Raw genomic sequence first — 26,733 nt, forward strand, 5'->3', positions numbered from 1 at the left:
ATCCAGCTCCGCCAAACCGACCCGCGGGGGGCTTGCCCCCCGCGGGTCGGTTTGGCGGAGCTGGATGATGGACACCGCCGCACCCTGCGGATCGAAGAGCATCGCCGGTCAGGACCTGTCCATATCCGGCCATCCTCACCTGCGGCCCGGACCGGCCCGTGCAGTCCCTAAACTCGTGGCCATGGAATCCCCAGCCGTCGAGATCGTCGACCTGGTCAAACGCTACGGCGGCAGGACCGCCGTCGACGGCCTCACGCTCCGCGCCGAGCGCCGCGCGGTCACCGCGGTCCTCGGCCCCAACGGCGCGGGCAAGACGTCCACGGTCGAGATCTGCGAGGGGTTCCGCAGGGCCGACGGGGGCACGGTCAGGGTGCTGGGGCTGGCGCCCGCGGTGCCCGAGCTGCGGCCGCGGGTGGGGGTGATGTTGCAGGCGGGCGGCGTGCCGCCGGCGATGCGCTGCGGCGAGTGGCTGCGGCTGGTCTCCCGCTTCTACGCCCGTCCGCTCGACGTCCAAGCGCTGCTGGTACGCCTCGGGCTCGCCGATCACACGCGCACTCCGTACCGGCGGTTGTCGGGTGGGCAGCAGCAGCGGCTGTCGCTGGCCGCGGCCGTCGTCGGGCGGCCGGAGCTGGTCTTCCTCGACGAGCCGACGGCCGGGCTCGACCCGCAGGCCAGGCACGCCTGCTGGGACCTGGTGGGCGAGCTGCGCGCGGCGGGCGTGTCGGTGGTGCTGACCACGCACCACATGGACGAGGCCGAGCGGCTGGCGGACCACGTCGTGATCATCGACAAGGGGCGGGTGGTGGCCGAGGGCAGCCCGGCCTCGCTGACGGGGGCGGAGCGGCAGCTCAGGTTCCGGGCCCGGCCAGGGCTGACGCTGGAGGAGCTGCTCAACGCGCTGCCCACGGGGAGCGCGGCCAAGGAGTCGCCCGCCGGGCACTACATCATCGAGGGCCAGGTCGGCCCCGAGCTGCTCGCCACAGTGACGGCCTGGTGCGCGGCCGAGGGCGTCACGGCCGACGACCTGCGCATCGAGCGGCGCACCCTCGAAGACGTCTTCCTCGAGCTGACGGGCAGGGAGCTGCGATGACGAGCTCAGGAAGCACCGTGCTGGACTTCACCCCGGCGCCCGGTGCGGCGCCGTTCCCGCGGATGGTGCTGGCGCAGGCGGGCGCGGAGGTGCGCGCGATGTTGCGCAACGGCGAGCAGCTCCTGCTCACCCTGATCATCCCGGTGCTGCTGCTGGTCGGCTTCTCGGTGGCGCCGCTGATCGACGTCGGCGGCAGGCGGGTCGACTTCCTGGTGCCCGGCGTGCTGGCGCTGGCCGTCATGTCCACGGCCTTCACCGGCCAGGCCATCGCAACCGGCTTCGAGCGGCGCTACGGCGTGCTGAAGCGGCTGGGCGCGACCCCGTTGTCCAGGGCCGGGCTCATGCTGGCCAAGACGGCGGCGGTGGTGGCCGTGGAGGTCATCCAGGCGATCGTCATCGTGGGCGTGGGGCTCGCGCTGGGGTGGCGGCCGCACGGGTCGTTCCTGAGTGCGGCGCTGCTCGTGGTGCTGGGCACGGCGGCGTTCAGCGGGCTGGGACTGCTCATGGCGGGCACCCTGCGGGCGGAGGCGACGCTGGCCGGCGCCAACCTCGTCTACCTGGTGCTGCTGGGGGCGGGCGGGGTGGTGTTCCCGCTGTCGAAGTTCCCCGAGGGGGTGCGGCCGGTCCTGGAGGCGCTGCCCATCTCGGCGCTGACCGGCGGCCTGCGCTCGGTGCTGGCCGAGGGCGCCGCGTTGCCGCTCGGCCCGCCGGCGGTGCTCGCCGCCTGGGCGGTGTTGTCGCTGGGCCTGGTCTCGCGCACGTTCCGCTGGGAGTGACCCCTGCACCGCTCTCGCTGGATAGTTCCGATATTCGGGCATCGGGCACTCCGCGTTGGCGGTAATCTCAATGCGGGCCGGCTGAGCGAACGCCAGCCGGCTGTCAGCCCCGTGGCCGCGGTCCGCACGAGGACCGGCCAGCCGGCGACTTGTTCACCGGCGAGGGAGCATCAAGCCTGGTCAAGCGGACACCCGCACTCCGCTGACCTACACCGGGCTCGGCTTACCCCGCCCACCGAAGAGCCGAGCCCCCCGCCGCGCGCCCGAGACCCCAACCCACGGGCGCGCGGCGGCTATTTCCGGCGTTTCGCCATCCGGGTCGAGCCCAGGCTGGCGGCCACGATGCAGATGATCGCCGCCCACTGCTGCGCACGCAGCAGCTCGCCCAGCAGCAACACCCCGATCAGCGCCGCCACAGCGGGCTCCACGCTCATCAGGATCCCGAACACGTGCTTGGGCATGCGGCGCAGCGCCTGGAGCTCCAGCGAGTACGGGATCACCGACGACAGCAGCCCCACCCCCAGCCCGATCAGCAGCAACTCCGGCTGCAGCAACTCGCCCCCGCCCGTCGCGACCCCGACGGGCGCGATCACCACGGCCGACACGATCATCGCGAACGACAACCCGCTCGTGCCGGGGAAACGCCGCCCGGCCGCCGCCGACAGCAGGATGTACGCGGCCCAGCCGACCGCCGCCACCATCGCGAACCCGATGCCGGCCCAGCTCACCGACGCCGACTGTCCCCACGGCGCGAGCAGCGCCACGCCCGCCGCGGCCAGCCCGACCCACAACAGGTCGATCCTGCGCCGCGAGGCCGCCACCGCCACGCCCAGCGGCCCCAGGAACTCGATCGCCACCGCGATGCCCATCGGCAGCCGTGACAGGGCCTCGTAGAAGGCCAGGTTCATGAGGGCGAGCGTCACGCCGAAGCCGAGCCCCACCGCCCAGTCACGCCAGGCCAGCCCCTTCAGCCTGGGCCTGACGAGAGAGCCCATGATCAGCGCCCCGGCCGCGATGCGCAGGAACACCACCGCGCTCGGCGGCAGTGTCGCGAACAACTCCTTGGCGAACCCCGCCCCGAGCTGCACCGAGAAGATCGCCAGCAGCACGAGCCCGGAAGGCGGGATCGAGTCGGCGGTCGTCCGCAGCAGGTTTCCCGGCCTGGGCAGGCCGGAGCCGCGGTCGAAGGGGTCGTCGAGGGCGAAGGCGGTCACGGAACTCCTCACGGGTACGAGGGCAGCCGTCAGAGCCTACTCATAGCGGGCGACATGTCCCCATCTAAGGTGGTAGTACTTCTGCCTGGATCATTTATTCCGACAAAACCAACGTGGACGTATGAAATCCCCCACCCTCCCCGTGAGCATCGCCGGGCCGCCGTTGGCTCTGTCCGTGTCGTCGTTCGTCAGCAGCTTCGACCGCTTCGCCGTGAGCCCCATGCTCGTGCTGATCGCGGTGGATCTGGGCGTCCCGCTGTCGGCCTCCGTCACCGCCGCCAGCGGCTACTACCTGGCCTACGGGCTGACGCAGCCGCTGTGGGGGGTGCTGTCCGACCGGTTCGGCCGGGTACGGCTGATGCGCGCCGCGCTGTTCGGCGCCGCGCTGGCGGGAGTGGTCTCGGCGCTGATGCCGGCGCTGGGGGCGCTGGTGGTGGCCAGGATCGTGACGGGCGCCTGCTTCGGCGCCGTGATCCCCACGAGCCTCACGTACGTCGGCGACACCATCCACGCCTCGGTACGCCAGCGGGCCCTGACAGACCTCATGGGCGCCGCCGCGCTCGGCACGGCCCTGGCCACGGGACTCGGGGGCGTGCTCGCCGACCTGGTGAACTGGCGCGTGGCGTTCACCGTGCCCGCCGCCTGCGCCCTGGTGTGCGCGCTGACGTTGCGCTCGCTCCCCGAGCCGGCCCGCGCCCAGCCGGACCGGCACGCGGGCGCCGGAGCGGTCCGGTACCTGGGGATGGTGCTCGGGCACCGGTGGGCTCTGCTGGTGTTCGGGCTGGCGTTCGCCGAAGGGGCGATCATGCTGGGCGCGATGCCGTTCCTGGCCACCGCCCTGCAACACGCCGGGATGGCCACCGCCGTGGCGGGCCTGGGCATCACCGCGTACGGGCTGGGGCTGTGGATGTTCTCGAAGCTGGTCAAGCGGCTGACCGGGCGCTGGCCCACGCCGGTGCTGATGGCCGTGGGCGGGACGCTGCTGTGCGCCGGGTTCGCGATCGTGACCGTGCACGTGAACATGGCGACGGTGACCGTGACCGCGCTGCTGCTCGGCGCCGGCTGGTCGTTCCTGCACTCCTCGCTGCAGACGTGGGCCACCTCGGTGGTGCCCGAGGCCAGGGGCACCACCATCGCGTTCTTCGCCTCCGCCCTGTTCGTGGGCAGCGCGGTCTCCTCGTGGGCGGCCGGCCCGCTGGCCGAGCAGGGCCGGTACGACCTGCTGTTCGGCCTGGCCGCGGCCGCCGCGATCCCGCTGACCGCGGTGGCCGCCCTCACCAGGCGCCGCTACGGCGCGCTCAGAACGGAGAACCCCCAGCCCCAGCCCGAGTGACCGGCCCAGACCTCAGTGCTCGGCCCAGATGCCGCGTACGTGGCCGATGTGCTCTGCCATAATCCGCCCCACGGCCGCGCCGTCGCCGCTCTTGAGCGCGTCGAGCAGGGCGAGGTGCTCCCTGGCCGAGCCGCCCAGCGTGCCGCGCTCGGACAGCTGGGACAGGCCGTAGAGCCTGGCCCGGTTACGCAGGTCGCGCACCACCGAGACCAGGTGGGCGTTGCCGCACAGGGCCAGCAGCTCGACGTGGAAGCGCAGGTCGGCGTCCACGTACGCGAGCAGGTCGCCGCGCTCGCTGGCGGCGACGATCTCCTCGGCGATGGGCCGCAGACGTTCGAACTCCTCCGCCCGCGAGGTGTCGGCCAGCCTGGCGACCGTGGGCACCTCGATGAGGTGGCGGATCTCGGTGAGCTCGTCGAGGTCGCGGTCGGACAGCTCGGTCACCCTGAAGCCCTTGTTGCGCACCGCCTCGACCAGGCCCTCCTTGGCCAGGTCGAGCATGGCCTCGCGGACGGGCGTGGCCGAGACGCCGAACTGCGCCGCCAGCACCGGCGCGGAGTAGACCACCCCCGGGCGCATCTCACCGGTGATCAGCGCCGCGCGCAGCGCCTGCGCGACCTGCTCGCGCAGGCTCTGCCGCTCCCCCACCATCGGCAGGTCGAGCCGGTCCTCGGCCATCGCCATCCCTTCCTAGGTCCACGCCTCGTAAGCGGCGGCCGCGACCACGAGGTCCTCCCACGCCATGCCCGTGCTCTTGAACACGCGCGGCCCGGGACCGGTCACCACCCCTCCGGCGATCAGCTCGGCGAGGTTACCGGCGAGATGACCAGTGGTGATCGTACCGTGGCGGATCGGGATGATCACATCCCCGGCCTCTTCCATGGCGGCCGCCCTGGCCTCGACGACCACGGTGGCGCGGGCGACCAGGTCGCCGTCGAGCTCGCGGGCGCCGGGCTCGTGCGACCCGACCGCGACGACGGTGACGCCGTCGCGGGCGAGCTTACCGGGGAACAGCGGTTCTCTGGCCGTCGTGCAGCACGCGACGAGATCCGCTCTGGCCACCGCATCCACTTCTGGGCCGTTGATCAGGGCTCGCGCGGTCAGCCCGAGCGCGCGGCAGCGGTCGGCGAGCGCCTCAGCCCGGCCCAGGTCGCGTCCCACGACCGTCACCTCGTCGATGGGCCGCACCGCCATGAACGCCAGCACGTGCCCCCACGCCTGCGGCCCGCTGCCGAACACCACCAGCCGCCGCGCCCCTTCGTCGGCCAGGTGCCGGACGGCCAGCGCCGAGACTGCGGGCGTGCGCAGAGAGGTGAGCGCGATCCCGTCCAGGGCGGCCAGCGGCGTCAGCGTGTCCCCGTCGAACAGCAGGTACGTCCCCTGGATCCGGGGCAACCCGCGCTCGGGGTTGCCGGGCGCGATGCTGACCGCCTTCACCCCTGCGTACCGAGTCGTGGCGGCGGGCATCAGCAGGAGCTGACCGGCGGGCACGTCCACGACCGGCCGCTGCGGCGTCGCCTCCGGATCGAGCCCGCCCCGCAGGGCGTCCTCCAGGATCTGTACGGCCCGCCCGACCGGCACCAGCCGCTCCAGAGTGCCCGCGTCGAGATACGGCAACCCGGTCATCGCAGCGTGAACCCCGTCCCCATCGGATCCTCGGGATCGAGCTCGAAGGCATGCCTCCCGGTGCGGTAGGCCATGCCTTCGATCTCCGGCACGACACCCTCCGCCGCCACCTCCGCCACCCGGGCGCGGAAGGTGCTGCCGACGATGCTGCGGTGGATCAGCGGCCGTCGCAGGCCGGAGTCGTACAGCAGGGCCAGCCTGGCCGCCGTGCCGGACCCGCAGGGCGAGCGGTCCACCTCCCCGTCGGCGAACACCGTGACGTTGCGCTGGTGCGCCACACCGTCCACGTCCGGCAGCTCGTCGTAGAAGATCACCCCGTAGACGCCGGACAGCCGGTCGTCGGCAGGGTGCCTGGAGGCGGGATGATCGGCCAGGTCCGCCTTGATCCGGCGGGCGTGCTCGATGAGCGCGCCGAGCTGCGCGGGCTCCACCGACAGCCCCAAGGCCCCGGCCGACATCGACGCATAGATCGCACCACCGTACGAAATATCGACCTTTACCCCGGCGGCGGCCACGTCCCGCGCGATCACGTAGGACGGGACGTTCACGAACGTCACCGCCTGCACCCGCCCGCCGGAGCTGCGCACCCGCGCGGTGACCCGCCCGGAGGGGACGTCGACGACCACGTCCGTCTCGCCGTCGGGGTCGGCCTCGACCAGTCCTTCGTGCGCCGCGTAGGCACCCAGTGCGATGGTGCCGTGGCCGCAGGCGGTGGAGAAGCCGTCCTTGTGCCAGAACAGCGCCCCGAGGTGCGCGCCGGGGTCGTTCGGCGGGACCAGGAAGCAGCCGTACATGTCGGCGTGCCCGCGCGGCTCGTGGCAGAGCAGCCGCCGCACGTCGTCGAGGCGGGCGATGGCGTTGACGCGGCGCTCGGGCACGTCGGCGCCGGGGATCTCGGGCACGCCGCCGGTCACGATCCGGAACGGCTCCCCGCCCGTGTGGTAGTCGACGGTCGTGATCATGGTCCCGGCTTCGCCGAAACCATGATCAAGATGCTGCGTTGATCGGTTCACTCGCTACGCTCGCTCACAGCTCGAACCCCGCCGGGAACGGGTCGCGCGGGTCGAGGAAGTATTGGGCGGTGCCGGTGACCCAGGCCCGGCCGGTGATCGACGGGAGGACCGCGGGCGCGCCGCCCACGGTGGTCTCCTCCAGGAGCCGGCCGATGAACCGGGTTCCGATGAACGACTCGTTGACGAAGTCCCGCCCGAGCGGCAACTCGCCCCGGGCGTGCAGCTGCGCCATGCGGGCGCTGGTGCCGGTGCCACACGGCGAGCGGTCGAACCAGCCCGGATAGATGGCCATGGCGTGCCGCGAGTGGTGGGCGTCGGAGCCGGGGGCGGCGAAGTAGACGTGGTGGCAACCCCGGATGAGGTCGTCCTCGCGGTGCACGGGCTCGTCGGCGGCGTTGATCGCCTCCATGGTGGCCAGGCCGGCGGCGATGATCTCGTTCTTGGCCTTGCGGTCGAAGGGCAGGCCGTAGGAGTCGAGGTCCACGATGGCGTAGAAGTTGCCGCCGTACGCGAGGTCGTACGGGATCTCCCCGAAGCCCGGCACGGTCACCGCGGCGTCGAGCCGGTCGCAGTAGGAGGGCACGTTGCGCAGCGTCACCGACATCGCCTGCCCGTCCTCGACGGCCACGTCCACCTCGACGAGCCCGGCGGGCACCTCCAGGCGCACGGTGGTGACCGGCTCGACGACCTCCACCATGCCGGTCTCGACCAGCACGGTGGCCACGCCGATGGTGCCGTGCCCGCACATCGGCAGCAGCCCCGACACCTCGATGAACAGCACCCCGAAGTCCGCGTCCGGCCTGGTGGGCGGCTGCAGGATGGCGCCGCTCATGGCCGCGTGGCCGCGCGGTTCGGTCATCAGCAGGGTGCGGATGTGGTCGAGGTGGTCGCGGAAGTAGACGCGCCGCTCGGCCATGCTCGCGCCGGGGATCACACCTATCCCACCCGTGATCACGCGGGTGGGCATGCCCTCGGTGTGGGAGTCGACGGCATGGAAAACGCGGTTGGTCCTCATCGCAGCCCTTCTGCCAATGCCTTCTCGGTCGCCGCCCGAACGATAGCCGCCTGCTCGCCGGTCAGCGACTGCCTGGGCTGCCGGCACGGGCCTCCGTAGCGGCCCGCGAGGTCCATGGACAGCTTGATGGCCTGCACGAACTCGACCTTGGAGTCCCAGCGCAACAGCGGATGCAGCCGCCGGTAAAGGGGCAGCGCGGTGTCCAGGTCGCCGGCGATCGCGGCGCGGTAGAGCGCGACGCTGGAGGCGGGCAGCGCGTTGGGGTAACCGGCGATCCAGCCGACCGCCCCGGCCACGGCGAGTTCGAGCAGCACGTCGTCCGAGCCGATCAGCACGTCCAGCTCCGGTGCCAGCTCGCCGATCTCGTACGCCCGGCGCGGATCGCCGGTGAACTCCTTGATCGCCACGATCAGGCCCTCCTCGTACAGCCTGGCCAGCAGCGCGGGAGTGAGGTCCACCTTGGTGTCGAACGGGTTGTTGTAGGCCACGATCGGCACGCCCGCCGCGGCGACCTCGCGGTAGTGCTCGACGACGGCCCGCTCGTCGGCCCGGTAGGCATTCGGGGGCAGCAGCAGCACCGAGCCGCAGCCCGCCTCGCCCGCCTGCTCGGCCCACCGGCGCGACTCGGCGGCGCCGTACGCACCGGCCCCGGCCATCACGTTGCCCCCGCCGACGGCCTCGACCGCGGTCTCGATCACCTTGGCCCGCTCCTGCGGGGTGAGCGTCTGGTATTCGCCGAGCGACCCGTTCGGCACCACGCCGTCGCAGCCGTTCGCGACCAGCCAGCGGCAGTGCTCGGCGTAGCGGTCGTAGTCGACCGACAGGTCCTCGCGCAGGGGCAGCGCGGTGGCCACCATGACGCCGTGCCAGGGCTTGCTGCGGTTCTCCATCAGGTAGTCCTCCATGTCAGTGATCGAGCATGTCAGTGATCGAGCGGATCGGTGTCGGCGAGTGCGCCCAGGGCGATGGGCTGGGCGATGGGGCGGCGAGGCGGCTGCTGCCGCTCTCCGGCCAGGCAGGAGACGGCGTAGCCGCAGATGCGACCCTGGCACCAGCCCATGCCCGGCCGGGCCAGCAGCTTGATGGCGCGCGCGTCGGTGGCGCCGAGGTCCTGCGCCTCGCGTACGCGCGCCAGCGGCACCTCCTCGCACCGGCACACCAGGGTGTCGTCGCGCAGCCACGTCTGCCAGCCGGGTTGGACCGGGTACGCCCGCTGCAACGCCGCGCCGAACGCCCGCCACCGCTCCCGCCGCCGCACGAGCACACCGGGAACTTCCCCGGCCTCCGCGATGGCGCGGCCCGCGATGCGGCCCTCCAGTTCGGACAGGCGCCAGCCGCCCACGCCCGTCGGCTCGCCCGCGGCCCAGACTCCGGGCACGGTCGTGCGCTGGGCGGCGTCGACCACCAGCACGGGGCTCCCGTCCACGTCGTGCCGGACCCCGCAGCCGAGCTGCGTACCGAGTTCGATCTGCGGCACGAACCCGTAGCCGACGGCCACGGTGTCGCACTCGACGACGCGGGTGGCGAGAACGTTCCACTCCTGGTCGAGGCGGGCCACGGTGACGGCCTCCACCTCGTGCTCGCCGTGCGCCGCGACCACCGCCTGCCGCGTCCGGTAGGGCACCCGGTGCCTGGCCAGGGCGGCCGCGTACCCCGCCGCCTCCCCGGCCTTGCCCAGGGCCAGCAGTGGATGCCTGGCCAGCCCGAGCCCGCCGTTGGCCTCGAACACCCCGAGTACCCGCGCCCCCGCCCCGGCCAGCCCGGTGGCCACCGGCAGCAGGAAGGGCCCGGTGCCCGAGACGACGATCCGCCGGCCCGCCACGACGCCGTTGCCCTTGAGCAGCGCCTGCGCGCCACCCGCCGTGAGCACCCCGGGCAGGTCCCATCCGGGGAACGGCAGCGGCCGGTCGTAGGCGCCGGTGGCGATCAGCAGCCGCCGCCCTCGAACAGCCACCGGACGCTCAGCCGGCTCTCGGGTCACGCAGTGCACGACCAGGTCGCCGTCCGGCTCGCGGGTGACGCTCCACACCTGGTGCCCCAGCAGCAGGTCCGCCCGTTCGCCGAGGGCCCGCGCCTGCCGCAAGAACCGGTCCAGCCCGGGCGCCGCGCCGGGGACGGCCGGGTGGCGGAAGTACTGGCCGCCGAGCCGTACGCCGGAGTCGACGAGCGCCACCCGCAGCCCGGCCAGGGCCGCCGTGAGCGCGCCCGTCACCCCCGCGGCGCCGCCGCCGATCACGACCAGGTCGTACGTCATGACGTGGTCACCTCGTCACCGGGCTCGGCCTCGAGCAGGCAGGCCCGTTCTGGAGCGCGCCCGTTGACGGAGATCAGGCAGTCGAAGCAGACCCCGATCCCGCAGAACAGCCCGCGCGGCCGCCCGCCGAACCGGGTCGTGCGCCACGAGCGCACGCCGGCCGCGTGCAGCGCCGCGCCGATCGTCTGGCCGGGCACCACGGGAACCGCACGCCCGTCGATCGTGATGTGGAACGTCAAGAGGACTCCTCCGAGAAACGATCCGGCCGGAAGGGCCGCAGGTCCAGGTCGGGCTGCCCGCCGGTGAGGACCTGGGCGAGCAGATGCCCGGTCACCGGCGCCAGCCCGATGCCGGCGCCCTCGTGCCCGCATGCGTGGTACAGCCCGGGCACTCGCGGGTCGGCGCCGATGACGGGCAGGTGGTCCGGGCAGTACGGCCGGAACCCGCAGTAGGACCTGATGGCCCGCACCTCGCGCAGGGCGGGGAAGAGCGCGACCGCCTGCGCGGCCAGCCGGGCGAGCACCGGCACCGACGTCGTCCGGTCGAACCCGACCCGCTCCCTGCTGGCCCCGATGAGCACGGTCCCGGCGGGCGTGCCCTCCACCACGGCCGACGTCTCCAGGTCGGCGGAGTCGCTGGCCACGTTCGTCACGTAGGCGGCGGTGTAGACCTTGTGCCTGATCAGCGACTCCCGCAGCGGTTCTGTGACCAGGATGAACCCGCGCCTGGGCAGGATCGGCAGGTCCACGCCCGCCAGCGCGGCCACCTCGCCGCCCCAGGTGCCCGCCGCGTTGATCACCGCGCCGCCGAGGATGTCGCCGTGCGAAGTGCGTACGCCCGTCACCCGGTCCCCGGACCGCGTGAACCCGGTCACCGTGGCCCCGAGGCGCAGGTGGAGCGTGCCGTGGCCGAAGCTCTCGGCACCGTGCCGGAGCAGGCGCGCGGCCGCCAGCATGGGCTGGACCTGGGCGTCCTGCGGGTAGTAGACGCCACCGGCGAGCCCGCCTGCCAGGTGCGGCTCGTAGTCGCGCAGCGACTCGCCCGGCACCGGGGTGTGCTCCACGTCCTGCTTGGCGGCCAGTTCGGCGAGCCGCCGCTGGACCTCGTCGGTCTCGGCGACGACCAGCCCGCCCTTGGCCTCGAACTCGAAGCCCCCGAGATCCGCCAGCTCGCGCCACAGCCGGTTCGACAACACCGCCAGGTCCAGCTCGGGTCCCGGCTCCTTGTCGGACACCAGTATGTTGCCCTCGCCGGAGCCGGTCGTGCCGCCCGCCACGGGCCCCCGGTCGACCACGGTCACGTCAAGCCCCGCGCGCGCGGCGTAGTAGGCGCAGGCCGCCCCCACGACTCCGGCGCCGACGACGATCACGTCGGACATCAACACCTCCTACCAGTAATATGTCACATACCTTCTTGCTTAGGGAAGGCATCTTCCTTTGTTCGGGGTATGCGGGGTGTCCCCGCAGGTGCCGTCTTCCTTTGTCAGGGGGCGTCTTCCTTTGTTCGGGGTATGCGGGGTGTCCCCGCAGATGGCGTCTTCCTTTGTCAGGGGGCGTCTTCCTTTGTTCGGGGTATGCGGGGTGTCCCCGCAGATGGCGTCTTCCTTTGTCAGGGGGCGTCTTCCTTTGTTCGGGGTATGCGGGGTGTCCCCGCAGGTGTGTCCCCGCAGGTGTGTCCCCGCAGGTGCCCCGTTCCCGATGGCGGGACCGGCTGGGCAGGCCCTTACCATCGATGACGTGAAGCTACCCACGGACCATCCCAACCCTCTCGTGCGCCGCCTGCTGTCCTTCTGGGCGCCCACGGCGGAGTCGATGCGGGGCTGGGCCATGGCCTCCGTGGTAGTGAACGCGGGCATCGCGGTGACCGGCGCGGGCGTGCGCGTCTCCGGCTCCGGGCTCGGCTGCCCGACCTGGCCGAAGTGCACGCCGGACAGCTTCATCCCGGTCGCGCACCCCGAGGCGTCGATCTTCAACATGCTCATCGAGTTCGGCAACAGGCTGCTCACGTTCCTGGTGCTGGCGGTCGGGGTGGCGTGCGTACTGTCGGCGCTGCGGCTGGCGCCGCGCAGGCGCTCGCTGATCTGGCTGGCGTGGCTGCAGCCGGTGGGGATCATGGCCCAGGCCCTGTGGGGCGGGCTGGTGGTCGGCACGATGCTCAACCCGTTCACGGTCGGCATGCACTTCCTGATCTCCGCGGGGCTGATCGCCGCCTGCTGGACGCTCTACGCCCGCGCGGGAGAGGGCGACGGCCCGGCCCGGCGGGTGACGCACCCCGACATCCGCAGGCTCGGCTACGTGCTGCTCGCGGCGGTGTTCGTGCTGCTGGTGGCCGGGGTGGTGGTGAGCGGCACCGGCCCGCACTCGGGCGACGAGATGGCCTCCCGCTTCGACCTGGACATCGAGGCCGTGGCGCGGCTGCACGCCGACGTCGTCTACATCGTGGTCGGGCTGACGTTCGCGCTGCTGTTCGCCCTGCACGTGAACAACTCGCCACGCCCGGCCAGGCGGGCGACTCTGGTGTTGTTCGCGGTGGAGCTGGGCCAGGGCGTGATCGGCTACACGCAATACTTCCTGGCCGTGCCCGCGATGCTGGTCCTGCTGCACGTCCTCGGCTCCACGCTGGTCTGGATCGCCGCGCTCAGGGTGGTCACCTCGCTGCGCACCCGGGCCCCGAAGGCCGCCCACTCCCCCGCCGAAGCAGCCGCCGCCTTCTGAGCAGATATGCCAGGGTATGTGGGGTTAGGTCCGCCACTCCCCCACCTGAGGCAGGGTGCGATTTGCTGGGAAAAGTCCGCCCCACTCGGAAGACGTTGCGCCGGGCGTACCAGGTGCTGGTGGCGCTCAGCGTGCTCGCGCTCGCGCCCATGACGTGGGCCTGGCTCGGCAGCTCGGAGCATCGCGTGGTGGCCGGGGGCGGCGGCTGGCTGGGGCGCGTGCCTGCGACGCAGGCCGCGCTGGTGCTGGGCGCGGGCCTGTACGGCACGCAGCCCACGGCCATGCTCGCCCGCAGGCTCGACATCGCCGCCGAGCTCTACCGGGCGGGCAAGGTGCGGGCGCTGCTGCTGTCGGGCGACAACAGCCGCAAGGACTACGACGAGCCGACGGCCATGCGCGACTACCTGCGCGGCAAGGGGGTGCCCGACGCGGTGATGGTGCTGGACTACGCCGGGTTCGACACGTGGGACTCGTGCGTGCGGGCGCGCAAGGTGTTCGGGGCCGAGCGGGTGACCGTGGTGACGCAGGAGTTCCACCTGCCCAGGGCGGTGACGTTGTGCCGGACGGCCGGGCTGGCGGCGTTCGGGGTGGGTGACGACTCGACCAGGCAGTTCGCCTCGACCACCTACGTCTACGCCGCCCGGGAGTTGTTCGCCACCGCCAAGGCGTTCGCCGACGCGATGGTCCTGCACTCCGACCCGGTCTATCCGGGGCCGCGCGAGGTCTCGCTCACGAACATCCTGGCTCAGCCCGGGGCGCCGGGGGCGTAACCGGACGGCGGGGTGCCGCCGGCGGCCGACCTGGCGCGCATCGGCGGCGCGGGGAAGTCCGCGCGGGCGGTGCTCATGCACTCCAGCAGGGCCCGCTGCTCCTCGTGGAAGGTCTGCTCATCGACCATGTGGCGGGCCGCCCGCTCGTGCAGCAGGCCCAGCTCGGTGGCCGCGAGCTGGTAGTCGCGCATCGCGCGCAGCCCCCGCTTGCCGCCGTAGGCCCTGGCCCACTGCCTGGCCTGGCGCCGCCTGGCGAACGCCGACAACATGAAGATGTCGGCCTGGCCGACCAGCTTGGTCGGCTCGTACGGAGGCAGGTAGCGCTGGATGAGGGCGACGATGCGCCGCCGGTCCCTGAACACCACGCCGATGAGCACGATCAGCACGACCAGCAGCGCCAGGTAGGCCACCACGAGCCCGGGGAAGCCGCCGTAGGAGGCCAGGCCGTTCCACAGGCCGTGCAGGATCATCGCGCCCGACCAGCCGGCCAGGATGTAGATCACCCGCTCGGACCCGCCGCGCTGGGCCGCGTAGGCGACGGCGACGCCGATCATGGAGCTGAACAGCGGGTGCGCGAGCGGCGACAGGATGCCGCGCAGCACCACCGTGACCGCCAGCCCCTTGACCCCGGACTCGGAGTTGAGCGCGGCGATGTAGTAGCTGACGTTCTCGCTCATGGCGAAGCCGAGGCCGACCATGCTGGCGTAGATGATGCCGTCGGTCGACCCGTCCAGCTCGGCCCTGCGGAACTTGAGCAGCCCCAGCAGCACCAGGCCCTTCATCGTCTCCTCCACCACGGGCGCCCCGAATGTGGCCGCGATGTTGCGAGCGCTGGCCTCCGACAGCCTGGCGGCATCGATGATGTAGTGCAGGTTGAGCGAGTTGATCACGCCGGCGATCAACACGGCGATGCCCGCGCCCCAGGCGAAGGCGAAGATCAGGTTGCTGCGCGGCTCCGGCTCCATCCTGTCCAGCGCCAGCACGGCGGCCAGCAGCAGCGGAACCGGCGCCAGCGCCAGCATGAGCGCGATGAAGAACTGCACCGGAGCGCCGTTGAGCACGTCGAACGAGAACGAGACCAGAGCGCACAGGCCGGTGAGGACCAGCCCGGTGATCAACACGAACGATGGGCGGTCCTTCAACACCCAGCGTGGATCACGGGTCGCCATAGGGTGACTTTAACGGATCAGAGTGCCGGGGTCCGTGCGGGTCGTCGCAGTGCCGATCGAGGCCGGGGATGCCGTGGTCGACCTGGAGCGTGGTGTGGCCGATCTCGAAGCGGTGGTGCAGCAGGTCGGCGAGGCGCGTGCGCACCCGGTGGCAGTCGGAGCCCCCCGCCACGATCACGTGCGCCGACAGCGTGGGATAGCCACTCGTCACCGTCCAGACATGCAGGTCGTGCACCTCCTCCACGTCGGGTTCGGCGGCCAGCACGCGGCCGATCTCGTCGGGGTCGAGGCCGCTGGGCGCCGCCTGGAGCAGCACCCGGCCGGAGTCGCGCAGCAGGCCCCAGCCGGCCTTGAGCATGAGCGCGGCCACGACGAGGGCGGCGATGGTGTCGGCCTGGCGGAAGCCGGTCAGCCAGACCACGAGGCCGGCCACGGCGGTGGCGATGAAGGCGTACAGGTCGTTGAGCACGTGCTGGAAGGCGCCCTCGACGTTGAGGCTGCGCCGGTCGGCCCTGGACAGCAGCCAGGCGGCCAGCGCGTTGACCCCGATCCCGGCCACGGCCGTGACCAACACGACGGGTCCCGACACCTCGGGCGGCTCGATGAGCCTGCGCACGCCCTCATAGACGAAGTACGCCACCAGCAGCAGCAACGTCACGCCGTTGATCTGCGCGGAGAGGATCTCGGCCCGCTTCCAGCCGAACGTGTAGGCCCCGCTCGCGGGCCTGGCGGCGATGCGCATGGCGATCAGGGCCAGCGCGATGGCGCTCGCGTCGGTCAGCATGTGGGCGGCGTCGGAGAGCAGCGCGATCGAGTTGCCGATCAACCCGGCGATCACCTCGACCGCCATGTAGCCGACGATGAGCGCCAATGCTCCGATCAGGTAGCGCTTGTCCGCGTTCGCGTTCAGCCCGTGGCCATGCCCGTGACCGCCGCTCATCCGGTCTCCTTGAGATGCTCCCGGCTCAGGTCGAGCAATATGCGGACGTGGGCGTCGGCCAGCCGGTAGTAGATCATCCGGCCCGCCCTGCGGCTGGCCACGATGCCCGCCGTACGCAGCAGGCGCAGCGCGTGGGAGACGGCCGTGTCGGTCACCTCGACCGCGTCGGACAGGTCGCACACGCACAGCTCCCCGGCCTCCAGCAGCGCGTACAGCAGCCGGGCCCTGGTCGGGTCGCCGAGCAGGCGGAACAGCTCGGCCAGCCGGGTGGCCTCGTCGGGCGTCACGAGCCGGTCGCGGGTGGCCGCGACCCTGGCCGCGTCGGGCTCCTGCACCACGCAACCGTCCAGTCCCGCCACAACATCTGAAGAGCTGTTCATATGTTGACTATAAGCGAACCTGCCGCAGCGGCCAAGGAAGCGAGGATCAGGACAGCAGCGGGTCGATCGCCACGGCGAGGAACAGCAGCGCCAGGTAGGCGTTGGACCAGTGGAAGAAGCGCATGGGCCGCAGGTCGACACCGGTCTTGCCGGCGTTGAGCCGGGCCAGCAGGCGGTGCACCTCCCACAGGCACATGACGCCGAGCACGGCGGCCACGGCCGGGTAGAACAACGTGGTGCCCGCCACCGGCCACAACGCCAGCGAGCACAACACGGTCGCCCAGGTGTAGGCGATGGACTCCAGGATCACCCGCCGCTCGGTGGCCACCACCGGCAACATCGGCACCTTGGCCGCCGCGTAGTCGTCCTTGTAGCGCATGGCCAGCGTCCAGGTGTGCGGCGGCGTCCAGAAGAACACCACCCCGAACAACACCAGCGGCGCCCAGTCGAGCCGCTCGGTGATGCCCGCCCAGCCGATCATCACCGGCATGCAGCCCGCGATGCCGCCCCACACGATGTTCTGGGCCGTGCGGCGCTTGAGGATCATCGAGTAGACCAGCACGTAGAACAGGATCGCCGCGGTGGACAGCAGCGCGGCCAGCCAGTTGGTGGTCACCCACAGGCCAAGGGTGGACAGGACGCCGAGCACGATCCCGAAGACGAGCGCACCGCGCGGCGACACCTGGTGCCTGGCCAGCGGCCGGCGGCGGGTGCGGCGCATCTTCTTGTCGATGTCGCGGTCCACGTAGCAGTTGAGCGCGTTGGCGCTGCCCGCCGACAGGGTGCCGAACACCATGACCGAGATGGACGTCCACAGCGGCGGCAGGCCGCCCGCCGCGAGGAACATCACCGGTAGAGTCGTGATCAGCAGCAACTCGATGATCCGCGGCTTGGTGAGCGCGATGTAGGCCTTGATGATCATGCCGACGGTGCGCGGCGCCTGCGGAGGGGCGGGTGCCGTGGCCTGCCTGTTGGTCAGCACCGTCAAGGCGCTTCCAGCCTGTGCGGGGTCAACGCGTAACCTCTGATAAGAGCGGATCCATGGGTGGGCGCCGTGACGCCCCTGCGAACAAACAAACTGTAGTCGCAGGGTCGGCCGGTCCGGCCAATGGGGGGCTTGCGCCACACATGGACACGCGCGAGTGGAATGGGAATCGATCGCCACCTCCACTCGGTTAGGGTCCCGTGTTGGGCGGGATAGCCAACCGGCACAACCAATGACAACTAGATTCCGGAGATCGAGCACTTGAGCACCGAACTCGTGCCAGCACTCGAATGGACCGACCTCGACAAGAAGTCGGTCGACGTCGTTCGAGCCCTGGCGATGGACGCAGTGGAGAAGGCGGGCTCGGGTCATCCCGGCACCGCCATGAGCCTGGCCCCCGCCGCATACCTGCTGTTCCAGCGCGTGATGCGCCACGACCCGACCGATCCGGGCTGGCTCGGCCGCGACCGGTTCGTGTTGTCGTGCGGCCACACCAGCCTGACGCTCTACATCCAGCTCTACCTGTCCGGCTACGGTCTGACGCTCGACGACCTGCGGCGACTGCGCCAGTGGGACAGCCTCACGCCCGGTCACCCCGAGCACGGCCACACGGCGGGCGTGGAGACCACGACCGGCCCGCTGGGCCAGGGCCTGGGCAACGCGGTCGGCATGGCGATGGCGGCCCGCCGCGAGCGCGGCCTGTTCGACCCGGACGCCGAGCCCGGCTCCTCCCCCTTCGACCACCACATCTGGTGCGTCGTCAGCGACGGCGACATCGAAGAGGGCATCAGCCACGAGGCCAGCTCGCTCGCCGGCCACCAGCAGCTGGGCAACCTCATCGTCCTGTACGACGACAACCACATCTCCATCGAGGACGACACGCTGATCGCCAAGTCGGAGGACGTGGTCGCGCGCTACGACGCCTACGGCTGGCACACCCAGAGCGTCGACTGGACCGTCAACGGCGACTACGCCGAGGACATCCAGGCCCTCTACGACGCGCTGGAGGCGGCCAAGGCCGAGACCGACCGGCCGTCGTTCATCCGGCTGCGCACGATCATCGGCTGGCCCGCCCCCAATAAGCAGAACACCGGCAAGATCCACGGCGCGGCCCTGGGCGAGGCGGAGATCGCCGCCACCAAGGAAATTCTGGGCATGGACCCGGCCAAGACCTTCGACGTGCCCGCCGCGGTGCTGGAGCACGCCCGCGGCATCGCGCAGCGCGGCCGCACCCTGCACGCCGAGTGGGAGAAGGGCTACGCCGAATGGCGCCTGGCCAACGCCGAGCGGGCCGCCGAGTTCGACCGCATCTCCCACCGCGTGCTGCCCAACGGCTGGGCCAAGGCGCTGCCGTCGTTCGAGACCGGCGCGTCGATCGCCACCCGCAAGGCCTCCGGCGAGGTGCTGAGCGCGCTGGCGCCAGTGCTGCCCGAGTTGTGGGGCGGCTCGGCCGACCTGGCCGAGTCCAACAACACCACGATGAAGGGCGAGCCGTCCTTCATCCCGGAGGAATACCAGACCAAGGACTTCCCCGGTAACCGCTACGGCCGCACGCTGCACTTCGGCATCCGCGAGCACGCCATGGGCGCCATTCTCAACGGCATCGCCCTGCACGGCGGCACCCGCCCGTACGGCGGCACGTTCCTGGTCTTCTCCGACTACATGCGCCCGTCGGTGCGGCTGGCCGCGCTGATGAAGCTCCCGGTCACGTACGTCTGGACGCACGACTCCATCGGCCTGGGCGAGGACGGCCCGACCCACCAGCCGATCGAGCACCTGTGGGCGCTGCGCGCGATCCCCGGCCTCGACGTGGTCCGCCCGGCCGACGCCAACGAGACCGCGTACGCCTGGAAGACCGTGCTCGAGCACAAAGACCGGCCCGCGGCCCTGACGCTGACCAGGCAGAACCTGCCGGTCTACGAGGGCACCAGCGCCGACGGCGTGGCCCGCGGCGGCTACGTGCTGCGCGATGCGTCCGACGGCCAGCCCAAGGTCATCCTCATCGCCACCGGCAGCGAGGTGCAGATCGCGGTCGAGGGCCGGGAAATTCTCGAGGCACGGGGCATCCCGACGCGGGTGGTGTCGATGCCGTGTGTCGAATGGTTCAAGGGGCAGGACATCGCATACAGGCAGACGGTTCTGCCGTCGTCGATCCGGGCTCGGGTCGCGGTCGAGGCGGGGGTCGCGCTCGGCTGGCACGAGTTCGTCGGCGAATGCGGCGAAGTGGTCGGCCTCGAACACTTCGGTGCGTCGGCCCCGTACAAGACTTTGTACGAGCAGTTCGGGCTGACGGCCGAGCGCGTGGCGGCGGCGGCGAAGGCGAGCCTGGCCAAACTCGGCCAGGAAAAGGGCGAGACGACGGGAAACTGAACGAATATGAGCGAGATCCTCAATAAACTGTCCGGCCAGGGCGTGGCCATCTGGCTCGACGACATCAGCCGCGAGCGCCTGCGCAGCGGCAACCTGGAGCAGCTGATCCGCGAGAAGAACGTCGTCGGGGTGACCTCCAACCCGACGATCTTCGCCAACGCGCTCAGCAAGGGTGACGCCTACGAGGCCCAGCTGCACGACCTGGCCGTGCGCGGCGTGGACGTGGGCGAGGCCGTGCGCGCCATCACCACCTACGACATCCGCTGGGCCGCCGACGTGCTGCGCCCGGTCTACGACGCCACCGGCGGCGTGGACGGCCGCGTCTCGCTGGAGGTGGACCCGCGCCTGGCCCACGACAGCGACAGGACGGTCGCCGAGGCGCGGGCGCTGTGGTGGCTGGTGGACAGGCCCAACCTGTTCATCAAGATCCCGGCAACGCTGGAGGGGCTGCCCGCGATCACGCAGGCCCTCTCGGAGGGCATCAGCGTCAACGTCACGCTGATCTTCTCCCTGGAGCGCTACCGCGCCGTCATGGACGCCTGGCTGGCCGGGCTCGAGGCGGCCCAGGCCAAGGGGCTCAACCTGGCCACGATCGAGTCGGTGGCGTCGTTCTTCGTCAGCCGCGTGGACACCGAGATCGACGCGCGGCTCGACAAGCTGGGCAAGGCGGAGCTGAAGGGCAAGGCGGCCGTGGCCAACGCGCGGCTGGCGTACGCGGCGTTCGAGGACGTGATGAACTCCGAGCGCTGGCAGCGCCTGCGGGCGGCGGGCGCCCGCCCGCAGCGGCCGCTGTGGGCCTCGACCGGCGTGAAGAACCCCGAATACTCCGACACCCTCTACATCGACCAGCTCGTCGCCCCCGGCACCGTCAACACGATGCCGGAGAAGACGCTCGACGCGACGGCCGACCACGCCGACGTCACCGGCGACACCGTGCGCCCCTTCTACGAGCAGGCCTGGAACACCATGGCCGCGCTCAAGGACGCCGGCGTCGACTACGACGACGTGGTGCGGGTGCTGGAGGAGGAGGGCGTGGAGAAGTTCGCGGCGTCCTGGAACGAGCTGCTCGAGAGCGTCACCAAGAACCTGGTTCCGTGATGAACGTGTCCTACCGCGACGAGGGGGTGGCCTCGGCCGCCGCCTCCGTCGCGGGGCGCCTCGTCGCCGACGGCGTGCCCGCGCGGCTCGCCGGCGGCGACCCCACGCTGTGGGGCGAGGACGCCGAGGCGGAGGCGGCGGTCAGGCTCGGCTGGCTGACGCTGCCCCGCACCTCTCGCGAGCTGCTGCCCGAGCTGGGCAAGCTCGTCGAGCGGGCCCGCGCCGAGGGCCTGACGAACGTGGTGCTGGCCGGGATGGGCGGCTCGTCGCTGGCCGCGGAGGTCATCTGCGCGACCGCCGACGTGCCGCTCACCGTGCTCGACACGACCGACCCCGGGCAGGTGCGCCGCGCGCTGGCGGACCCGCTCGACACCACGATCGTGGTCGTGGCCAGCAAGAGCGGCTCGACCGTGGAGACCGACTGCCACCTGCGGATCTACGAGCGGCTGTTCGCGGAGGCGGGCATCGCGCCCGGCGGCCGCATCGTGGTCGTCACCGACCCCGGCTCGCCGCTGGAGCAGCGGGCCGTCGAAGGCGGCTTCGAGATCGTGCTGGCCGTGCCCAACGTGGGCGGCCGCTACTCTGCGCTGTCGGCGTACGGGCTGGTGCCCAGCGCGCTGGCCGGGGCCGACGTGGAGCGGCTGCTCGACGACGCCGAGGAGGTCCTGCCGCTGCTGGCGCTGGACACCGGCAACTACGGGCTCGACCTGGGGGCGGCGCTCGGCGGCGCCGCCCTGGGCGGGCGTGACAAGCTGGTGCTCGAAGACCAGCTCTCGGCCGCCAACGGGCTGCCCGACTGGATCGAGCAGCTCGTCGCGGAGTCCACCGGCAAGCAGGGCAGGGGGATCCTGCCGGTCGTGGGCGCCGACCCCAACGAGACCGGCGACGAGCTGGTCGTCGCCATCGAATCGGACCTGGGGGACGTGCGCGTGGACGGGCCGCTCGGCGCGCAGTTCCTGATCTGGGAATACGCCACGGCCGTCGCCGGGTTGCTGCTGGAGATCGACCCGTTCGACCAGCCGAACGTGGCCGAGTCGAAGGAGAACACCGCGGCCCTGCTGACCCTGCCCGACCTGCCGACCGGCGCCCCGGCGTTCGCCGACGGCCCGGTCGAGGTGTACGGCTCGCCGACGGCCACGGATCTGCCCGGGGTGTTCGCCGAGCTGCTGCACGCCATTCCGGCCGGCGGTTACCTGTCGATCATGGCCTACCTGGACCGGATGGCGGCGTTCGACGCCGCGGTGCCCGACGGGGCCGACTTCGAGCAGATGACCGATGCCTGGATGATGGCCGACCCGGCGACATTGCGGGCGCTGCTCGCGTTGCGTACCAACAGGCCGGTGACGTTCGGGTGGGGGCCGCGGTTCCTGCACTCGACCGGCCAATATCACAAGGGCGGGCCGCAGAACGGGGTGTTCCTGCAGATCACCGGGGATGTGGCCGACGACGTGGCGGTCCCCGGCCGGCCGTACACGCTGGGCCGGCTCCAGCTCGCCCAGGCGCTCGGCGACCTGGGGGCGCTCGAAACCCGCGGGCGGCCCGCCGTACGCCTGCATTTGACCGACCGCGCGGCGGGAGTCGCGCTTCTGCTCGCAGCCGCACAGGAGGTTTGAGATGACAGAACCGGCAGCACCCGCGGAGGAGGCCGCAGCCGTTGACAATACGACGGCGGCGACAGTAGCCACCTCAGCCGCGGGCACCGCCACCACCGAGAAGGTGGTGGCCGCCAACCCGCTGCGCGACCCGCGCGACAAGCGGTTGCCCCGGGTGGCGGGACCGTGCGTGATGGTGTTGTTCGGCGTGACGGGTGACCTGGCCAAGCGCAAGTTGCTGCCGGCGATTTACGACCTGGGCAACCGGGGGCTGCTGCCGCCCGGATTCTCCCTGGTCGGTTTCGCCAGGCGGGATTGGAAGGACCAGGATTTCGCCCAGTTGACGCACGACGCCGTCAAGGCGCATGCCAGGACGCCCTTCCGCGAGGAGGTCTGGAAGCAGATCCGCGAGGGCATCCATTTCGTGCCGGGCGAGTTCAACGACGACGGCGCGTTCGACGCGCTGGCCATGGCATTGAGCGAGATCGACGAGACGAGGGGCACGGGCGGAAACTACGCTTTCTACCTGTCGGTGCCGCCGAAGTACTTTCCCGTGGTGGTCGAGCAGCTCAAGCGGACCGGAGTGGCCGACGCGCCCGACGGGTCGTGGCGGCGGGTGGTCATCGAGAAGCCGTTCGGTCACGACCTGCAGTCCGCGCACGAGCTGAACGAGATCACCACCTCGGCCTTCCCGGAGAGCTCGATCTTCAGGATCGACCACTACCTGGGCAAGGAGACCGTCCAGAACATCATGGCGCTGAGGTTCGCCAACAACCTCTACGAGCCGATCTGGAACCGGAGCTTCGTCGACCACGTGCAGATCACGATGGCCGAGGACATCGGCATCGGGGGGCGCGCGGGCTACTACGACGGCATCGGCGCGGCCCGCGACGTGATCCAGAACCACCTGCTCCAGCTCCTCGCGCTGGTCGCGATGGAGGATCCGACCTCGTTCGAGGCCCAGTCGCTGCGGCGGGAGAAGGAGAAGGTGCTCAAGGCCGTGCGGTTGCCGGCCAACCTGGGGCTCAACACGGCGCGCGGGCAATACTCCGCGGGCTGGCAGGGCGGCGAGAAGGTCGTCGGCTACCTGCAGGAGGAGGGCATCTCGCAGGAGTCCACCACCGAGACGTACGCGGCCATCAAGCTGGAGATCGCCAACCGGCGGTGGGCCGGGGTGCCCTTCTACCTGCGCACCGGCAAGCGGCTGGGCCGGCGGGTGACGGAGGTGGCGGTGGTGTTCCAGCGGGCGCCGCACCTGCCGTTCAGCAAGGACGACACCGAGATCCTGGGCCAGAACGCGCTGGTGATCAGGGTGCAGCCGGACGAGGGCATCACGGTCAGATTCGGTAGCAAGGTCCCTGGGACGGCCATGGAGGTCCGCGACGTCTCCATGGACTTCGCCTACGGGGAGTCGTTCCTGGAGTCGTCTCCCGAGGCGTACGAGCGGCTGCTGCTCGACGTGATGATCGGCGACCCGCCGCTCTTCCCGCACCAGCGGGAGGTCGAGCTGTCGTGGCAGATCCTCGACCCGATCGAGGCGTTCTGGGCCACGCAGGGCCAGCCGGAGGGCTACGAGTCCGGTTCGTGGGGGCCGGAGTCGGCGGACGAGATGATGGCCCGCGACGGCCGCGTGTGGAGGAGGCTCTGATGACTACCTTTATGTTGTCGGACACGACGGCCGGGAAGATCTCGGCCCAGTTCACGCACCTGCGCCACCAGATGGGCGCGCCCGCCATCGGCATGGTCCTCACACTCGTCGTGGTGTGCGAGGAGCGCCACCAGTACGACGCCCTGCGCGCGGCCACCGACGCGGCCCGCGAACACCCCTCGCGCATCATCGTGGTGATCAGCCGCGAGGTGGAGGAGCCGATCAGGCTCGACGCGGAGCTGCGCATCGGCGAGTCCACGCCGGGCGAGGTGGTGGTGTTGCGGCTGTACGGCGAGCTGACCCAGCACGCCGACTCCGTGGTCAGCCCGCTGCTGCTGCCCGACACGCCGGTCGTGGTGTGGTGGCCGGGCGCGGCCCCCGACGTGCCGTCCAAGGACGCGATCGGGGCCCTCGCGCAGCGGCGCATCACCGACGCCAGGGGCTTCGACGACGGCGGCGTCAAGTCGCTGGTGACCAGGGCCAGGGGGTACGCCAGCGGCGACACCGACCTGGCATGGGCCCGGTTGACGCCGTGGCGCAGCCTGCTGGCCGCCGCGTTCGACCAGCCGGTGGGCAAGGTGCGCAAGGGACTCGTGGAGGCCTCCCCGGGCAATCCGAGCGCGCCGCTGCTGGCCGCCTGGTTGTCGGAACGCATCGGCGCGCCGATCAAGGTCGCCGAGTCCTCCGGCCCTGGCCTGACGGCCGTACGACTGCAGCTGAACGACGGCGAGCTGGCCGTGGTCAGGTCGGACGCCCGCCTGGCCACGCTGTCGCGCCCCGGCCAGCCGGACCGGAACGTGGCCCTGACCAGGCGGCACACCTCGGAGCTGATGGCCGAGGAGCTGCGCAGGCTCGACAGCGACGAGATCTACGAGGCCGCGGTCAAGCGGTTCGCCAGGACGTACAAGGGATGACCGTGAGCGTTCCCAACGTGGTCGTGCACCGCGACGCCGACGTCCTGGCCAAGGCGGTCGCGGCGCGGATCATCACCCGGCTGGTCGACGTGCAGTCGGCCAAGGGGTCGGCGTCGATCGTGCTGACCGGCGGCACGGTCGGCGTCGCCACGCTGGCCGCCATCGCGGCGACGCCGGCGCGCGACGCCGTGGACTGGCGGCACCTGGACGTCTGGTGGGGCGACGAGCGGTTCCTGCCCACCGGCGACCAGGAACGCAACGAGACCGGCGCCCGCGAGGCCCTGCTCGACCACGTGGACCTGGCCCCCGAGCGGGTGCACGTCATGCGCGGCCCCGACTCGGGCATGACGGCCGAGGAGTCCGCCGAGTCCTACGCCGCCGAACTGCGCGCGGCCTCCAGGCCGGAGGACCACGGGCCGGTGCCGAGCTTCGACGTGATGCTGCTCGGCCTGGGGCCCGACGCGCACGTGGCCTCGCTGTTCCCGGGCCTGCCGGCCCTGTACGACACACGTTCGGTGGTGGCGGTGCACGGCTCCCCGAAACCGCCGCCCACCCGCATCTCGCTGACCCTGCCCGCCATCCAGGCCTCGCGCGAGGTGTGGGTGGTGGCGGCCGGCGAGGAGAAGTCGGGAGCGGTACGCCTGGCACTGTCGGAATCGGGCCACATCCAGGTGCCCGCGGCGGGGGCCAGGGGCCGGGGGCGGACGTTGTTCCTGCTGGACCGGGCCGCGGCCGGCAAGATCCCGCCGGAATTAGGGCGTCTGTCGTCCCCGTGAGGTCTGCGTAAGCAGGTCGTCGATCTCGCTCAGCAGCGCCTGCTTGCGCTCCTCGGCCAGGTATGACGCCTGGACGCCGTTCCTGGCCAGCTGGGCCAGCTCCTTCCGCCCGAACCCGAACACCTCCGCGGCCACCCGGTACTCCTCGGCCAGCGTGGTGGCGAACATGGGCGGGTCGTCGCTGTTGAGCGTGACGTACAAGCCCTCCTCCAGCATCCGGGGCAGCGGGTGGTCGCCGATGGCGGCGATCTGGCCGGTGCAGACGTTCGAAGTGGGACAGACGTCCAGCGGGAGCTGCGTCTCGCGCAGGTACGCGACCAGGCGGTCGTCGGACAGGCAGTTGATGCCGTGGCCGATGCGCTCGGCGCCCAGGCCCTCGATCACCTCCCAGATCGTCTCCGGTCCGCTCATCTCGCCACCGTGCGGGACGCTGTGCAGGCCGGCCGCCCTGGCCGCCGAGAAGGCGTCCCTGTAGGCGTCGCGATATTTCGGGCGCTCCTGCTCGATCCCGCCGATGCCGAAACCTACCAGGGCGGTGGGAGGTTCCTGGAGGGCGTGCTCGACGGTGATCCTGGCGGCCTCCTCGCCGTACTCGCCGGGGATGTCGAAGATGTACGCCATCTCCACGCCGTGCTCGTCCAGCGAGCGCCGGGCGGCCAGGTCCAGGGCCTGCGTCACCTCGCGCATGGGCAGGCCGACGACGTGGTGGGCATAGGGCGTGACCTGCAGCTCCGCGTACCGACCGCCCTGCGCGGCCAGGTCCCTGGCCAGGCCGAGGACCAGGGTGGCCACGTCCTCAGGCTCGCGGACCAGGCGGTTGACGGCCCGGTAGACCTGGGCGAAGTGGGGGAAGTCGCGGAAGGTGTAGAAGCGGCGCAGCTCCTCCTCGCTCGTGGGAACCTCGCTGCCGGGGTGGCGGCGCGACAGTTCCTGCACGGTGGGGACCGAGGCCGAGCCGACCAGGTGGACGTGGAGCTCGACCTTGGGCAGTGCGTCGATGAAGGCGTCGATGGTCATGGCGACGACCTTATGGGCGAAATTTCCGGAAAAACCATA

The 26,733-nt window shown here is 71.4% G+C and carries 25 protein-coding genes; 11 read left to right on the top strand and 14 right to left on the bottom strand.

The annotated features are described in order from the left end of the window. Window positions 1–181 precede the first annotated feature (181 nt). Both ACFLIM_RS44185 and ACFLIM_RS44190 read left to right on the top strand, forming a co-directional pair. Window positions 182–1,090 carry an ABC transporter ATP-binding protein gene (locus ACFLIM_RS44185; protein WP_393175728.1) on the top strand — a complete coding sequence of 303 codons (909 nt, stop codon included), beginning with the start codon at window positions 182–184 and terminating at the stop codon, window positions 1,088–1,090. Beyond that, window positions 1,087–1,866: an ABC transporter permease gene (locus ACFLIM_RS44190; protein ID WP_393175730.1), complete on the top strand. Its 780-nt coding sequence runs from the start codon at window positions 1,087–1,089 to the stop codon at window positions 1,864–1,866. Before ACFLIM_RS44185 ends, ACFLIM_RS44190 begins: the two co-directional genes overlap by 4 nt. A gap of 293 nt (window positions 1,867–2,159) precedes the next feature. Here the strand turns inward: ACFLIM_RS44190 and ACFLIM_RS44195 are convergent, their stop codons facing one another. Next, window positions 2,160–3,080 (bottom strand): EamA family transporter, encoded by a 921-nt coding sequence (locus tag ACFLIM_RS44195; protein WP_393175732.1) that lies wholly within the window; start codon window positions 3,078–3,080, stop codon window positions 2,160–2,162. Between the two features lie 121 nt (window positions 3,081–3,201). Between ACFLIM_RS44195 and ACFLIM_RS44200 the strand changes: the two genes are divergently transcribed. After that, a complete protein-coding gene (locus ACFLIM_RS44200) occupies window positions 3,202–4,413 on the top strand; it encodes an MFS transporter (RefSeq protein ID WP_393175734.1) in 1,212 nt (403 codons plus the stop codon). Window positions 4,414–4,425: 12 nt separating this feature from the next. Here the strand turns inward: ACFLIM_RS44200 and ACFLIM_RS44205 are convergent, their stop codons facing one another. The 8 genes from ACFLIM_RS44205 to ACFLIM_RS44240 form a co-directional block, all read right to left on the bottom strand. After that, entirely contained in the window at window positions 4,426–5,091 is a 666-nt protein-coding gene (locus ACFLIM_RS44205; RefSeq protein WP_393175736.1) for a GntR family transcriptional regulator, read from the bottom strand. Between the two features lie 12 nt (window positions 5,092–5,103). After that, entirely contained in the window at window positions 5,104–6,039 is a 936-nt protein-coding gene (locus ACFLIM_RS44210) for an ornithine cyclodeaminase family protein (protein ID WP_393175738.1), read from the bottom strand. Beyond that, window positions 6,036–7,001, bottom strand: coding sequence for a proline racemase family protein (locus ACFLIM_RS44215; RefSeq protein ID WP_393175740.1), 966 nt, complete (start codon window positions 6,999–7,001; stop codon window positions 6,036–6,038). The genes ACFLIM_RS44210 and ACFLIM_RS44215 overlap by 4 nt, the downstream gene beginning before the upstream one ends. A 64-nt stretch (window positions 7,002–7,065) precedes the next feature. Next, window positions 7,066–8,067: a proline racemase family protein gene (locus ACFLIM_RS44220; RefSeq protein WP_393175742.1), complete on the bottom strand. Its 1,002-nt coding sequence runs from the start codon at window positions 8,065–8,067 to the stop codon at window positions 7,066–7,068. Further along, entirely contained in the window at window positions 8,064–8,972 is a 909-nt protein-coding gene (locus ACFLIM_RS44225) for a dihydrodipicolinate synthase family protein (RefSeq protein WP_393175744.1), read from the bottom strand. The genes ACFLIM_RS44220 and ACFLIM_RS44225 overlap by 4 nt, the downstream gene beginning before the upstream one ends. 17 nt (window positions 8,973–8,989) lie before the next feature. Continuing rightward, complete coding sequence (locus tag ACFLIM_RS44230) at window positions 8,990–10,321, bottom strand: FAD-dependent oxidoreductase (protein ID WP_393175746.1); 1,332 nt, start codon at window positions 10,319–10,321, stop codon at window positions 8,990–8,992. Beyond that, window positions 10,318–10,560 carry a (2Fe-2S)-binding protein gene (locus ACFLIM_RS44235; protein ID WP_393175748.1) on the bottom strand — a complete coding sequence of 81 codons (243 nt, stop codon included), beginning with the start codon at window positions 10,558–10,560 and terminating at the stop codon, window positions 10,318–10,320. The genes ACFLIM_RS44230 and ACFLIM_RS44235 overlap by 4 nt, the downstream gene beginning before the upstream one ends. Further along, window positions 10,557–11,699 (bottom strand): NAD(P)/FAD-dependent oxidoreductase, encoded by a 1,143-nt coding sequence (locus ACFLIM_RS44240; RefSeq protein ID WP_393175750.1) that lies wholly within the window; start codon window positions 11,697–11,699, stop codon window positions 10,557–10,559. Before ACFLIM_RS44240 ends, ACFLIM_RS44235 begins: the two co-directional genes overlap by 4 nt. A gap of 358 nt (window positions 11,700–12,057) precedes the next feature. Between ACFLIM_RS44240 and ACFLIM_RS44245 the strand changes: the two genes are divergently transcribed. Together ACFLIM_RS44245 and ACFLIM_RS44250 are read left to right on the top strand one after the other, a co-directional pair. Next, window positions 12,058–13,035: a COX15/CtaA family protein gene (locus tag ACFLIM_RS44245; protein ID WP_393175752.1), complete on the top strand. Its 978-nt coding sequence runs from the start codon at window positions 12,058–12,060 to the stop codon at window positions 13,033–13,035. Between the two features lie 62 nt (window positions 13,036–13,097). Continuing rightward, on the top strand, window positions 13,098–13,805 hold the full coding sequence (locus ACFLIM_RS44250; protein ID WP_393175754.1) for a SanA/YdcF family protein: 708 nt from the start codon (window positions 13,098–13,100) through the stop codon (window positions 13,803–13,805). Here the strand turns inward: ACFLIM_RS44250 and ACFLIM_RS44255 are convergent. Genes ACFLIM_RS44255 through ACFLIM_RS44270 form a run of 4 tightly spaced genes read right to left on the bottom strand, consistent with a single transcriptional unit; the run spans window position 13,781 to window position 17,282 of the window. Next, complete coding sequence (locus ACFLIM_RS44255) at window positions 13,781–14,974, bottom strand: PrsW family intramembrane metalloprotease (protein WP_393175756.1); 1,194 nt, start codon at window positions 14,972–14,974, stop codon at window positions 13,781–13,783. The two genes, ACFLIM_RS44250 and ACFLIM_RS44255, sit on opposite strands and share 25 nt — an antisense overlap. Beyond that, window positions 14,961–15,914, bottom strand: coding sequence for a cation diffusion facilitator family transporter (locus ACFLIM_RS44260; protein WP_393175758.1), 954 nt, complete (start codon window positions 15,912–15,914; stop codon window positions 14,961–14,963). The genes ACFLIM_RS44255 and ACFLIM_RS44260 overlap by 14 nt, the downstream gene beginning before the upstream one ends. Beyond that, window positions 15,911–16,294 carry an ArsR/SmtB family transcription factor gene (locus ACFLIM_RS44265; RefSeq protein ID WP_393175760.1) on the bottom strand — a complete coding sequence of 128 codons (384 nt, stop codon included), beginning with the start codon at window positions 16,292–16,294 and terminating at the stop codon, window positions 15,911–15,913. The genes ACFLIM_RS44260 and ACFLIM_RS44265 overlap by 4 nt, the downstream gene beginning before the upstream one ends. Before the next feature lie 46 nt (window positions 16,295–16,340). Continuing rightward, window positions 16,341–17,282 carry a heme o synthase gene (locus ACFLIM_RS44270; protein WP_393175762.1) on the bottom strand — a complete coding sequence of 314 codons (942 nt, stop codon included), beginning with the start codon at window positions 17,280–17,282 and terminating at the stop codon, window positions 16,341–16,343. A gap of 258 nt (window positions 17,283–17,540) precedes the next feature. Here ACFLIM_RS44270 and tkt point away from each other — a divergent pair, with 258 nt between their 5' ends. The 6 genes from tkt to pgl are packed head-to-tail and all read left to right on the top strand — an operon-like array spanning window position 17,541 to window position 25,677. After that, window positions 17,541–19,649, top strand: coding sequence for a transketolase (tkt, locus tag ACFLIM_RS44275; protein WP_393175764.1), 2,109 nt, complete (start codon window positions 17,541–17,543; stop codon window positions 19,647–19,649). Between the two features lie 6 nt (window positions 19,650–19,655). Further along, window positions 19,656–20,747, top strand: a complete 1,092-nt coding sequence (gene tal, locus ACFLIM_RS44280) for a transaldolase (RefSeq protein ID WP_393175766.1) — start codon at window positions 19,656–19,658, stop codon at window positions 20,745–20,747. Beyond that, entirely contained in the window at window positions 20,747–22,360 is a 1,614-nt protein-coding gene (locus ACFLIM_RS44285) for a glucose-6-phosphate isomerase (protein ID WP_393175857.1), read from the top strand. The genes tal and ACFLIM_RS44285 overlap by 1 nt, the downstream gene beginning before the upstream one ends. A 1-nt stretch (window position 22,361) precedes the next feature. After that, window positions 22,362–23,987, top strand: coding sequence for a glucose-6-phosphate dehydrogenase (zwf, locus tag ACFLIM_RS44290; protein WP_393175768.1), 1,626 nt, complete (start codon window positions 22,362–22,364; stop codon window positions 23,985–23,987). Then, window positions 23,987–24,901: a glucose-6-phosphate dehydrogenase assembly protein OpcA gene (locus ACFLIM_RS44295; protein WP_393175770.1), complete on the top strand. Its 915-nt coding sequence runs from the start codon at window positions 23,987–23,989 to the stop codon at window positions 24,899–24,901. The genes zwf and ACFLIM_RS44295 overlap by 1 nt, the downstream gene beginning before the upstream one ends. A gap of 2 nt (window positions 24,902–24,903) precedes the next feature. Then, on the top strand, window positions 24,904–25,677 hold the full coding sequence (gene pgl, locus ACFLIM_RS44300) for a 6-phosphogluconolactonase (RefSeq protein WP_393175772.1): 774 nt from the start codon (window positions 24,904–24,906) through the stop codon (window positions 25,675–25,677). On the opposite strand, the gene add is transcribed toward pgl, so the two are convergent. Continuing rightward, a complete protein-coding gene (gene add / locus ACFLIM_RS44305; protein ID WP_393175774.1) occupies window positions 25,654–26,694 on the bottom strand; it encodes an adenosine deaminase in 1,041 nt (346 codons plus the stop codon). The genes pgl and add overlap by 24 nt on opposite strands. Between the last annotated feature and the right edge of the window lie 39 nt (window positions 26,695–26,733).

This window comes from Nonomuraea marmarensis, from assembly GCF_043197025.1.
Lineage (GTDB): Bacteria > Actinomycetota > Actinomycetes > Streptosporangiales > Streptosporangiaceae > Nonomuraea > Nonomuraea marmarensis.